The sequence below is a fragment of the Polymorphobacter sp. genome (assembly GCF_051860865.1).
Lineage (GTDB): Bacteria > Pseudomonadota > Alphaproteobacteria > Sphingomonadales > Sphingomonadaceae > Sandarakinorhabdus.
The window spans coordinates 46,714-58,227 of record NZ_JBIMKZ010000007.1 but is presented as its reverse complement, the minus strand read 5'-3'; the positions used below and the strand labels follow the sequence as shown (position 1 = coordinate 58,227).

At 66.2% G+C, this 11,514-nt stretch carries 11 protein-coding genes; 6 read left to right on the top strand and 5 right to left on the bottom strand.

The window, feature by feature from the left end:
* Positions 1–27: 27 nt before the first annotated feature.
* Positions 28–816: an SDR family oxidoreductase gene (locus tag ACTIFJ_RS02595; protein ID WP_439532521.1), complete on the bottom strand. Its 789-nt coding sequence runs from the start codon at positions 814–816 to the stop codon at positions 28–30.
* The gene (locus ACTIFJ_RS02590; protein ID WP_439532520.1) at positions 813–1,142 is read right to left on the bottom strand and encodes a nuclear transport factor 2 family protein; all 330 of its coding nucleotides are present in this window, start codon (positions 1,140–1,142) and stop codon (positions 813–815) included. The genes ACTIFJ_RS02595 and ACTIFJ_RS02590 overlap by 4 nt, the downstream gene beginning before the upstream one ends.
* A gap of 100 nt (positions 1,143–1,242) precedes the next feature.
* Between ACTIFJ_RS02590 and ACTIFJ_RS02585 the strand changes: the two genes are divergently transcribed.
* The 5 genes from ACTIFJ_RS02585 to ACTIFJ_RS02565 all read left to right on the top strand — a co-directional run bounded on the left by ACTIFJ_RS02585 (position 1,243) and on the right by ACTIFJ_RS02565 (position 6,739).
* On the top strand, positions 1,243–2,148 hold the full coding sequence (locus ACTIFJ_RS02585; RefSeq protein ID WP_439532519.1) for a LysR substrate-binding domain-containing protein: 906 nt from the start codon (positions 1,243–1,245) through the stop codon (positions 2,146–2,148).
* Between the two features lie 77 nt (positions 2,149–2,225).
* Positions 2,226–3,062 carry an alpha/beta fold hydrolase gene (locus ACTIFJ_RS02580; RefSeq protein ID WP_439532524.1) on the top strand — a complete coding sequence of 279 codons (837 nt, stop codon included), beginning with the start codon at positions 2,226–2,228 and terminating at the stop codon, positions 3,060–3,062.
* A 384-nt stretch (positions 3,063–3,446) separates the two neighbouring features.
* Positions 3,447–4,559, top strand: coding sequence for an endonuclease/exonuclease/phosphatase family protein (locus ACTIFJ_RS02575; RefSeq protein WP_439532518.1), 1,113 nt, complete (start codon positions 3,447–3,449; stop codon positions 4,557–4,559).
* Complete coding sequence (locus tag ACTIFJ_RS02570; RefSeq protein ID WP_439532523.1) at positions 4,483–6,168, top strand: CYTH and CHAD domain-containing protein; 1,686 nt, start codon at positions 4,483–4,485, stop codon at positions 6,166–6,168. Before ACTIFJ_RS02575 ends, ACTIFJ_RS02570 begins: the two co-directional genes overlap by 77 nt.
* 103 nt (positions 6,169–6,271) lie before the next feature.
* The gene (locus ACTIFJ_RS02565; protein WP_439532517.1) at positions 6,272–6,739 is read left to right on the top strand and encodes a hypothetical protein; all 468 of its coding nucleotides are present in this window, start codon (positions 6,272–6,274) and stop codon (positions 6,737–6,739) included.
* Positions 6,740–6,809: 70 nt separating this feature from the next.
* Here the strand turns inward: ACTIFJ_RS02565 and guaA are convergent, their stop codons facing one another.
* From guaA to ACTIFJ_RS02550, 3 genes are read right to left on the bottom strand one after another with little or no spacing between them, the layout of a single operon-like run.
* Positions 6,810–8,378 carry a glutamine-hydrolyzing GMP synthase gene (gene guaA / locus ACTIFJ_RS02560; RefSeq protein WP_439532516.1) on the bottom strand — a complete coding sequence of 523 codons (1,569 nt, stop codon included), beginning with the start codon at positions 8,376–8,378 and terminating at the stop codon, positions 6,810–6,812.
* A gap of 9 nt (positions 8,379–8,387) precedes the next feature.
* The gene (locus tag ACTIFJ_RS02555) at positions 8,388–8,846 is read right to left on the bottom strand and encodes an acyl-CoA thioesterase (RefSeq protein ID WP_439532515.1); all 459 of its coding nucleotides are present in this window, start codon (positions 8,844–8,846) and stop codon (positions 8,388–8,390) included.
* A gap of 4 nt (positions 8,847–8,850) precedes the next feature.
* A complete protein-coding gene (locus tag ACTIFJ_RS02550; protein WP_439532514.1) occupies positions 8,851–10,449 on the bottom strand; it encodes an O-antigen ligase family protein in 1,599 nt (532 codons plus the stop codon).
* Positions 10,450–10,624: 175 nt separating this feature from the next.
* On the opposite strand from ACTIFJ_RS02550, the gene ACTIFJ_RS02545 reads away from it, so the two are divergent.
* Positions 10,625–11,512, top strand: a complete 888-nt coding sequence (locus ACTIFJ_RS02545; RefSeq protein ID WP_439532513.1) for a hypothetical protein — start codon at positions 10,625–10,627, stop codon at positions 11,510–11,512.
* Positions 11,513–11,514: the final 2 nt, after the last annotated feature.

The following is an 11,514-nucleotide window of genomic DNA, read 5'->3' as shown; positions in this document are numbered from 1 at the left end:
GACGCGGATGTGCGGGCGAAATGAGGCTCAGGCGGTGGGGATGGTGCCGCCGTCGATGACATGTTCGGTACCGGTGATGGCGGCGGCGCGGTCCGAGGCGAGGAAGGCGATCAGGCTGGCGACTTCGTCCGGGCGGGCAGGGCGGCCGATCGGGATGCCGCCGAGCGATTCCATGATCATCTGCTTGCCGCCCTCGATGTCGGTGCCGTGTTCGGTGGCCAGTCTTTTGGCGAGGTCGATGGAGGCTTCGGTCTCGATCCAGCCGGGCGATACGCGCACGACGCGGACGCCGCTGGGCGCGAGCTGCTTCGACAGGGCCTTGCTGTAGGTGGACAGCGCGGCCTTGGCGGCGGCGTAGGCGGTGGTGGCGTCCGGCAGCGGCAGGGTGCGCTGGATGGAGGTGACGTGGATGACGACGCCGTGGCCGCGCGCCTCCATCTCCGGGACGAGCGCGCGGTCGAGGCGGACGGCGGGCATCAGGTTGAGATCGAGCTCATTGGCCCATTCCTCGTCGGTCAGTGCCGCGTAGCCGCCGGCAGGGGCCGAGGAACCGCCCAGCATGTGGACGATGATGTCCACGCCGCCCAGCCGCTGGCGGACGGCGTCGGCCAGCGCCGCGCAGCCTTGGGGGCGGGTGAGGTCGGCGGCGACGAAATCATCGTCGGCGAGGGCGTCCGGCTTCGTCCGGGCCGTGGTCAGGACCCGGGCGCCGAGCTGGCGGAACAGGGCGACGGTGGCGGCGCCGGCGCCGCGGGTGCCGGAGGTGACCAGCGCGGTCTTGCCTTCGAGGGTGAGGAAGGGGGGCGGGAGGGTCATGGCTTGATCTCCAGGGCGGCGATGTGGTCGTCCTGCAGGGTGAACAGGTAGCGCAGGTCGACCGGGCTGCCGGGGAAGTTGCCGACGAGGTGGCTGGTGACGACGGTCTGGCCGCGTTGGGTGGCGAGGGCGAAGGGCTCTACCGCATAAGTGTATTGGTTGGAGGCTTCGGCCTTCCAGTGGGCGATGGCGGGTCGGCCTGTGTGGGTGTGGCCTTCGTCGGTGACGACGGCGGAATCGGTGAAGCAGGCGGAAACGGCCTCGGCGTCGCGGCCTTTGTCGGCCGTGAAATAGGCATGGATGATATTGGGAAGTTGGATGGGCATGCTGTGTCTCCGTCGTGGTTCGGGGGAGAGTTTAGGGCTGGACTTGTCAGGTGATAATCGGGACAAAATGGGACGTGTTGTTTCGGTTGACAGGATAATCATGCGCGATGGCCTGATCGAGCTGGATGCGGTGCTGGCGATTGCGCGGCGGGGGTCGTTCCGGGCGGCGGCGCTCGAGTTGGGGCTGTCGACGACGGGGCTGAGCAATGCGATCGGCAAGCTGGAGCGGCAGCTCGGGGTGCGGCTGTTCAACCGTACGACCCGCAGCGTGTCGTTGACCGATGCGGGACGGGCCTTTGTGGCGCAGGTGGGGCCGGCGCTGCGGGATATTCATGAGGCGATGGACGCGGCGCGGTCGCAGCAGGAGACGGTTTCGGGGACGCTGCGGATCAATGCCTTTGCGAGCGCGGCGCGGGAGATTCTGGCACCGCTCGTGCTGCGGTTCCTGGAGCGGCACCCGGCCGTGCATGTCGACCTCGTGACCGAGGGGCGACTGGTCGATATCGTCGGGGAGGGGTTCGATCTGGGTGTTCGCAGCGCCGATCTGGTGCCCAGCGACATGATCGCCGTGCCGCTGGGGCCGTCGCGGCGGCATGTGGTGGCGGCGTCGCAGGGGTATTTTGCGGCGCACGGCCGGCCGCGCGTGCCGCCGGACCTGCTTGCCCATGCCTGCATCCGCGTGCGGCTGCCGAACGGGGCGCTGTTTCGCTGGCCGTTCGAGAAGGACGGGCAATCGCTGCAGGTGGATGTGGGCGGGCGCATCACGCTCGATGAGGCGAGCCTGGCACGGACAGCGGCGTTGGCGGCGATGGGGATCGGCTTCTTCATGGAAGCCGATGTGCGGGCGGATATCGCGGCGGGGCGCCTCGAGGCGGTGCTGACAGACTGGATGCCGGCGCTGGCGCCGCTGTGTCTTTATTATCCGGGCCGGCGGCATCCGTCGGCCGCCTTCAAGGCCTTTGTCGGGCTGGCGCGGGAGGGTGCGAAGGCGGCGGCGTGGGGGTGATTGGCGGCGGCCAAATCCCGGCTATGATGGCGGGCGGCGGCCGGCGAGACTCGCGTCCGCGAAGAGGGAGAATGACCATGCCCTATGTTGCCACGTCCGACGGTGCGGAGATCTTTTTCAAGGACTGGGGGCCGAAGGACGCCCAGCCGATCATGTTCCATCACGGCTGGCCGCTGTCCTCCGATGACTGGGACGTGCAGATGCTGTTCTTCCTGAATCAGGGCTACCGGGTCGTCGCGCATGACCGGCGCGGCCATGGGCGCTCGTCGCAGATCGATAGCGGCCATGACATGGACCATTATGCGGCGGATGCGTCGGCCGTGGTCGAGTATCTCGACCTGCACGATACGGTCCATATCGGCCACTCGACCGGGGGTGGCGAAGTCGCCCGCTATGTCGCGAAGTTCGGTCAGCCTCAGGGGCGCGTCGCCAAGGCCGTGCTGGTTAGCGCCGTGCCGCCTATCATGCTCAAGGGCGCGCAAAACCCGGCCGGCACGCCGATCGAGGTGTTCGACGGCTTTCGGGCCGCGCTTGCGGCCAACCGCGCGCAATTCTTCCTCGATATCGCCTCGGGCCCCTTCTACGGGTTCAACCGGCCGGGCGAGACAGCGTCTGAAGGGGTGGTCCGCAACTGGTGGCGGCAGGGCATGATGGGCAGCGCGCTGGCGCATTACCACGGCATCAAGGCATTTTCGGAAACCGACCAGACCGATGACCTGAAGGCGATCACCGTGCCGACGCTGGCGATGCACGGCGACGACGACCAGGTCGTGCCCTATGCCGGCGGCGCGGTGCTGCAAGCCGAGCTGCTCGGCAATGGCACGCTCAAGATCTATCCGGGTTTTTCGCACGGCATGCTGACGGTCAATGCCGATGTCGTCAATTCGGACCTGCTGGCGTTCATCCGGGGCTAGGCCGTATCGACATTCTTAAGAAACTTGCCTCCGGCGGCTGGGGCCGCAGGCCCCAGACCCCAAATCATCTGATCGATCCCGCAGGACCTTCTGTCGTCGCCTTGCGGAGGCCTGATTATCGGGGTCTGGGGCCTACGGCCCCAGCCGCCGGAGGCATATCGTTCTCGCTGAAGGCATATAATTCCTAGGAAGGCGCACTTCGGCTGAATGTCGATACCACCTAGGCCGCGAGGGCTCTGACTCCCGCTCCCATCCAATTTCAACAAGGAGAATCTGACGACCCCGCAAAAGGCCGGCTCATTATTTGACGGGTGGCCTGCCGATGATCGGTCTTCAAGTTGCAACCTGGTTCAGGCAAGATCTCGGCCATAGGGGGAGGGTGCAATGAAGCTCGCTGTCTACAATGTCGAAAATCTGTTTGACCGCGCCAAGGCGATGAACCTCGACAGCTGGGAGAAGGGCCGCCCGGTTCTGGAGAAGTTCGCGGCGCTGAACGCGCTCCTTGGCCAGATTGCTTACAGCGATGCCGACAAGTCGCAAATGGCGGACCTGATGGTCGAGCTTGGGCTGGAGAAGTCAGACACAGGCCCCTTCGTTCTCCTGCGCCGGAACCGGGGTGGCCTGCTGCGCCGGCCGAAGACCGGCGGCATCGTGATCGACGCCGACGGCCGCGCCGATTGGGTGGGCTCGCTGGAACTGCGCGACGAGCCGATCAACGAGCACGCGATGCGGAACACCGCACGCGTGATGATCGACCTCGATGCCGATGTTCTGGGCGTGGTCGAGGCCGAAAGCCGCCCGGTGCTTGCGGCGTTCAACGGCGAGATCGTCCGCGCGCTGGGCGGCAACCCCTATCGCCATGTCATGCTGATCGACGGTAACGACGAGCGCGGCATCGATGTCGGACTGATGAGCCGCGAGGGCTATCCGATCGGGGCGCTGCGCAGCCATGTCGACGATCGTCTCCCGAACGGCCAGCCCGTGTTTTCGCGCGATTGCCCGCAGTTCGAAGTCACCACACCCGGCGGCACGCGGCTGCTGGTGCTGGTCAATCATCTCAAGAGCAAGGGCTATGGCGGCAAGGCCGCATCCGACGCGAGGCGCAAGGCTCAGGCCGCGCGTATCGCCGAAATCTACAAGGGCCTGGTGGACAATGGCGCGGAGCATGTCGCGATCATTGGCGATTTCAACGACACGCCCGGCAGCGAGCCGCTGGCGCCGCTGCTTCAGGGTACCAATCTCAGGGACATCTTCGATCATCCGTCATTTGACGATGGTGGCTATCCAGGCACGTACGGCTTGTGCAACGCCGTAAACAAGATCGATTATCTGCTGTTGTCACCAGCGTTGTTCGACCGTGTTCAGACCGGCGGTGTTTTCCGCAAGGGCATGTGGCCGGGATCGCGACCGAAGCGCTGGGATGCCTATGCAGAGGTCGGCCGCCCGGCAGATGCGGGCTCCGATCATGCGGCCGTTTGGGCAGAGATCGACATTTGAGGAAACCCGGGCAGCGGAAAAGTGCCTGAACAGGATCATGCGCGCAAAATCACTGGCATCGATGCCGGCGATTCATCATCGTGCTTTATGGGTTCGCGCTGATGACGCGACATCGGCCGCGGTGAAGCGCAACCCGTTTCAAGAGGACTGCATGGCGGACGAAGTCGAATTGAAGCTCGAACTGACGCCGCAAGCGGCGGATGCGCTCGAAGCGTCCCTGTTGTTGCCGGCCGATCCGGACATTGCCCAGCAACGGTCGCTTTACTTCGATACGCCCGATCACGCCTTGTCCAGGGCGGGGCTTTCGCTTCGTATCCGTCGGTCGGGCCGGAAACGCACCCAAACCGTCAAGGCGGAGGGTGCCGGCGCCGCCGGCCTGTTCGTCCGCCCTGAATGGGAACGCCCGATCCGGAACGATATACCGGTCCTCGATGATGCAACGCCGATCCGGGCGCTGCTTGGCGAGGCAATCAATGACCTGAGCGCCGCCTTCGAGGTGCGGATCGAGCGCCGCAGCTGGCTCATCAGCGAGGGCGGCGCGGTGATCGAGTTGGTGCTGGATCGCGGCAAGGCGGTGGCCGACGAGCGGCATGCCCCGATCTGCGAAATCGAGCTCGAACTGAAAAGGGGTGAACCGGCGGCGCTGTTTGCGTTCGCCCGCCGCCTCGATGCCGTTGCGCCCGTGCGCCTCGGCGTGCAGAGCAAGGCCGAGCGGGGCTATCGGCTCGCCGGGCCCGCTGTGACAATGGTCAAGGCCGAGGCCGTGACGCTCGGCGGCGGGATGACAGCGATCGACGCGTTCCGCCATATCGTCAACAACTGCCTGCGACAGTTTCGGCTGAACGAAGCGCTGCTGACAATTGGCCGCGACGCCGACGCCCTGCACCAGGCGCGCGTGGCGCTGCGTCGGCTGCGCTCCGCCTTCTCCATCTTCAAGCCGATGATCGGCGGTGACGCCAATACGGCGCTGCGCGAGGACCTGCGCTGGCTGGCCGGCGAGTTGGGTGACGCCCGCAACCTCGACGTGCTGCTTGAACGTGCCAAGCCCGGTACGCTGCGCGATCGCATCCTCGCAGCACGCGAGGCAGCCTATGATCGGGTGGGGGACGTGCTGGGATCGTCACGGGTACGGTTACTGATGCTCGATCTGATGGAATGGATCTCCATGGCCGAGCGGCCGGAGGCGCCCGGCGGTATCGGGCATGCCCGTCAGCCCGCGCGCGACTTCGCCGCGACCGCGCTTGACCGATATCGCCGCAAGGTAAAGCGGGGTGGACGCGACCTGACCGATGCGGACGACGAGGCGCGCCACGAACTGCGCAAGGATGCCAAGAAGCTGCGCTATGCATCGGAGTTCTTCGTCAGCCTGTTCGAGCGCAAGCGCGAACGGCGACGGTACAAGAAGTTCACCGCCGCGCTAGAGGGGCTTCAGGATCAGCTTGGCGCGCTCAACGACCTCGCGACCGCACCCCAGGTACTGGAGAAACTCGGCCTTGCCGATGATCCGGATGCCGGGCGGCTGCTGGCCGGCGGCAAGCGCAAGCCGTTGCTGGATGCCGCCGCCGGCGCTCATGAGGATCTGATCGACATGAAGCGGTTCTGGTGCTGAGCCGGCGAGGGCAGGCGCCGGCAGAAAGATTTTCGCTTCCTTGGCTACCATTTGCGTGGCCGGGCGTTCCTGTCCCGTACAGCTTCTGCTCGGGAGACCTTTCTTGCTCAACGCCTTCACCTTGTGGATCCGCATGATGGACGCCACGCTTGAGATGTCTCGCACAGGACAAAGAGTGTCGGAGACGCTGGGCGCGTCGCACGACGTCATCGATGCGCGCTCGGGGATGATCCGGACCGCGCTGGCGTCACCGCTCGAGGCGGACCATGTCGAACTGGCGCGCATGGTCCCGGAGAAGATCGCGGCGTTTTCCCAAGCCGGAACGGCCATCGCAACACAATGGTGGGCGATTCAGGCGGACCTGCTGACGCAGGCTCACCAACTGGGGACGATGGCGCTGAAGGGGCGGCCGCCCACGGCGTCCGAACTGAAAGCGATGACGGCGCGGAATATTGCACATGGCACCCGGGCAATCGAACGCAGTGTGGCGCTTGGCGCTGGTGCCGTGAAGCCGGTCCATGCCCGCGCGACATCAAATGCACGTCGGCTGAAACGCGCGAAGAAACGCTAGATCTTCAATGCCATTTTCGGGCCAGGCAGCAACCCCTGTCCTCGGGCGGACCGGGCAGGGGCGGCCTAAATCATTCCCACTCGATGGTGCCGGGGGGTTTGGAGGTATAGTCGTAGACGACGCGGTTGATGCCCTTGACCTCGTTGACGATGCGCGTAGCGACGCGGCCAAGGAAGGCGCTTTCGAACGGGTAGACATCCGCGGTCATGCCGTCGACGCTGGTCACGGCGCGGAGCGCGCAGACCTTGTCATAGGTGCGGCCGTCGCCCATCACGCCGACCGTGCGAACCGGCAGCAGCACGGCAAAGGCCTGCCAGATCTCGTCATAAAGGCCGGCCTTGCGGATTTCGTCCAGATAGATAGCATCGGCCTGGCGGAGCGTGTCGCAGGCCTCCTTGGTGACCTCGCCGGGGATGCGGATGGCCAGGCCGGGGCCGGGGAAGGGGTGGCGGCCGACAAAGGCCGGCGGCAGGCCGAGCTCGACGCCGAGGCGGCGGACCTCGTCCTTGAAGAGCTCGCGCAGCGGTTCGACCAGCGCCATGTTCATCCGTGCTGGCAGGCCGCCGACATTGTGGTGGCTCTTGATGGTGACGGAGGGGCCGCCAGTGAACGAAACGCTTTCGATGACGTCCGGATAGAGCGTGCCCTGGGCGAGGAAGCGGGCGCCGCCGATCTTCTTCGCCTCCGCCTCGAACACGTCGATGAAGGCGCCGCCGATGAACTTGCGCTTCTTCTCGGGATCGGTGACCCCGGCGAGGCCGGCGAGGAAGGTGTCCCCGGCGTCGACATGGATCAGGCGGATGCCGTAATGCTCGCGGAACAGGCTGACCACCTGCTCGGCCTCGCCGGCGCGCAGCAGGCCATGATCGACGAACACGCAAGTCAGCTGGTCGCCGATCGCTTCGTGGATGAGGACGGCGGCGACGGCGGAATCGACGCCGCCCGACAGGCCGCAGAGCACCTGCTCGGTGCCGACCTGGGCGCGGATCTCGGCGATCTTGGCGGTGCGGAAGCCGGCCATGCTCCAGCCCGGCACCAGCCCGGCGACATCGCAGACGAAGCGCTTGAGCAGCGCCGCGCCATCCGGCGTGTGAACGACCTCGGGGTGGAACTGGAAGGCGTAGATGCGGCGGGCGACATCGGCGATGGCGGCATAGGGCGCGCCTTCCGAGCGGCCGATGGCGCGGAAGCCGGGGGGCAGCGCCTCGATCCGGTCGCCATGACTCATCCAGACGGTATGGCGCTCGCCGGGCGTCCAGAGCCCGTCGAACAGCGGGCAGGCCTCGATGACCTCCAGCTCGGCGCGGCCGAACTCGCGGTGGCCGGAATTGCCGACCTTGCCGCCGAGTTGCTCGCAGAGCACCTGCTCGCCGTAGCAGATGCCGAGCATCGGCAGGCCGGCGGCGAGGACTTCGTCGGGCACGCGCGGCGAGCCGGCATCGCCGACCGAGGCCGGCGAGCCGGAGAGGATGACGGCCTTGGGCGAAAGACGGGCCAGCGCCTCGGCGCCGTGGCTGAACGGCACGATCTCGCAATAGACGCCGATCTCGCGGACGCGCCGGGCGATCAGCTGCGTCACCTGGCTGCCGAAATCGAGGATGAGGACGGTGTCGCCCGAAGGCACGCTGCTGCTGGTCATCGCTGGCTGCTAGAGCGGGGCGGCGAACGAGTCCAGAGATGTGTCCGCCGCGGGCAGCAATCCCGCCAAGGTGCGCCGCCAGTGATCGGGAACGCGGACCGGGCGGCGGCTGTGGCGATCGACATAGACATGGATGAAATGGCCTTCCGACGCCGGCCCGGCTTCGCCAGCGGTGAACAGGCCGACTTCCCAGCGGATGCTGGAATTGCCGATGCGAACGATGCGCAGTCCGGCCTCGACGATATCGGGGAAGGCGATCGGCCGATGGTAGCGGCAGGAGGTTTCGACGACGAGGCCGATCAGCGGCCCGCCGGCGATATCGAGCAGGCCGCTTTCGATCAGATGGCCGTTCACCACTGTGTCGAACCAGCTGTAGTAGACGACGTTGTTGACGTGACCGTAGACATCATTGTCCATCCAGCGGGTCTGGATCGGGCGGAACTGCGGATAGTCGGCGCGGCTGGTCATGCCTTCAGCCCATGACCGTCCTGCCGCGGGCGACGGCGATCTGACGGTCGGCTTCGGCATCGGTTCTGGTATCGGTCTTTTCGCGAGCGAGCACGGCGTCATCGGACTGCATCCGGGCGATCAGCGCGACCATGAAGCCGAGCATGATGAAGGCCAGCGGGAAGTTGCTTGTCGAGCTGAGCACCGACTTGATGATGAGGAAGTTGAACAGGCCGATCGACAGCGGCGCGATCAGCTCCATCTCGGGGGTGCGGACGCGCTTGAGCGAGATGAAGCCGTACCAGAGCGGCAGCGAGAACATCATCAGGAAGATGGGCAGCGCGATGATGCCATAATCGAGCATCACCGACAGATAATAGGAATCGATGGTGATCTTGCCATTGGGCGAGCGGAAGCCGAGCACCTCGGCCGAGCGGTCGACGCCGTGGCCGAACGGATTGCGCGCGAGAATGCTCCAGCCGCGATCCCACTGGCCGTCGCGCGCGATCGACGAATTCTGGTGCTGGCCGCCGCCGAGCACCATGACATGGGCGCGGCGCCAGAAGACGACGAGCAGCGCGACGATGCCGACCGTGGCCGGATAGGCCATCAACATTGCCGTGGCGCCGAGCGAGACCGGGTTCTCGGCGCGGCGGCGGACGGCGGCGAAGAGAAGATACAGCATGAGCGTCAGCAGGATGCCGATCACGCCGGAGCGCGCGCCGGTCAGGTACATGGTGGTGATCATCGCCGCCGTGCCGAGCAGCAGCGCCAGCTTGTTGAAAATGTCCTTGGCGCGGTAGGTGTAGTGAACGACCAGCGGGAACACCATGGACAGGCATTCGGCGAAGTAGAGGCTGGCGAACTGGGGGCCGCGAACCCGGTAATCGGTGGTGCCGGCGCGCGCATTGAGCTGGGAAAGCTGGTCGATGATCTCTTCGTCGGCGCGCAGGATCTGGGGCAGATAATCGATCCAGATGACTTTCTGGATGCGGTATTCGTTGATGCCGACGCAGGCGACGAAGATGGACGTGACGACGAGGATCGTGCAGGCACGCTTGATCATGCCCTCGCGCCGCCCGACCAGCGCGGCAAGCGGGAACATCAACGTCCAGAAAATCTGGTTGTTGGCATATTTGTTCATCGACGCCGGCAGATCGGGCGACACCACGAGCGTGACCGTCGTCAATAGCCAGAACGCCCAGAACAGTCGGTTGAGGACGGGCACGGCATTCATGCTGCGGGAGACTTCGTGCCGGGCATGGGATGAGGTGGCGATGTTGAACAGGAAGGTCATCACCAGCAGCGCCATCACCACCCGAAGCGGCGCAATCCACGGCAGGCCCGGCAGATCGAGCGCAACATAGCCGGGCCAGACCATGTTGAAACCGATGAACCACCACATATAGGTTTCGAACCGCTCGTCGTAGAGGCCGCCGACATCGGGCAGCAGCCAGAGGCAGAGGCCGAGAACCAGCAGGATCGGCACCAGCGGGATGACCAGCAGCTGCACTGGCAGGACGGCGGTCATCAGCCCATAGAAGGCTGCCACGAACAGCAACAGCATGGCCAGCAGCACACGCCAGCCAACCCACATGCGCTTGCGCGGCGCATAGGGTCTCATGACAACTGCACTGCTCAATGGCGTCCCTGCTCCATGTGCCGATGCCGGCAGGTCCGCGTGACCGGTCGACTCGCCCGGCTTCATTACGGCGAAGGCGTGCCCGCTTCAAACCCTAACATCGTGTTGACCGGCCATTCGGCTTGACAGCGGGACCGGCCCGCGACGCAATAGGGAGATGGTGACCTTATCCTCCCCGTCCGCCGGCAGCGTGCCCGCGGCTTTTGTCCTCGGGCTCGACATGCCGGCCGGCGCCTATCTGGCGCGGTTGCTGCAGGCACGCGGCCAGCGGGTGAGCGGGACTGCCGCGGCCGGGCCATCGCTGCTGGCGGCGCTCGGCAGCCAGGACGATGTGGCCGAAGTGGCGCCGGAGAATGCGGCGGCGGCGGCGGCACGGGCCGTTAGTGTGTACATTGTTTCAAGTGACCGCGACGGCACAGCAGCGCTGGTCGATGACGTGTTGGGCGCGGCGCCGACGGAGGCGCGGCTGGTCCATGTCGTCGACAAGGGGCTGCTGGTGGCGCATCGTCCGGCGATGCAGCTGGCAAGGGAGATCAGCCGGATTCGCCGCGAAACCGGGCGCTTTGCCGTCAATGCCATTCTTCATGCCCATGATTCGCGGCTGGGCCGGCCCGACGTGCTGCCGGCTCGGCTGAGCCTGGCAGCGTTCCGCGCTGCCAACGGGCGGGCGGCAGTGCCGCTGGCGCTGGCCGACAGCGCCGCCGAGGACTGGGGATGGACGCCCGAATATGTCGATGCGGTGGCGCGGCTGGCGGCGTCGCCGATGGCCACCGACATCGAGGTGGCCAGCGGCGAGGCGATGACGGCGCATCAGATGGCGGACCATGCCGGGCGCTGGTTCCGGCTGGATCCCGAGGCATGGCTGGCGCGGTTGCCGGCTGAGGGACCGGCCGAGCCGCCGCCGCCGCCGCCGGTCGATGTGGCGCGGCTGAAGGCGTTGCTAGGCTGGCGCGCCTACACCACCGGCGGCGACCTGATCGCGGCGCTTTGCGAAGCGGCAGCGGAGCGCGAACCGCGCAAAATGCACGGCCAAGATGGACCCTGATC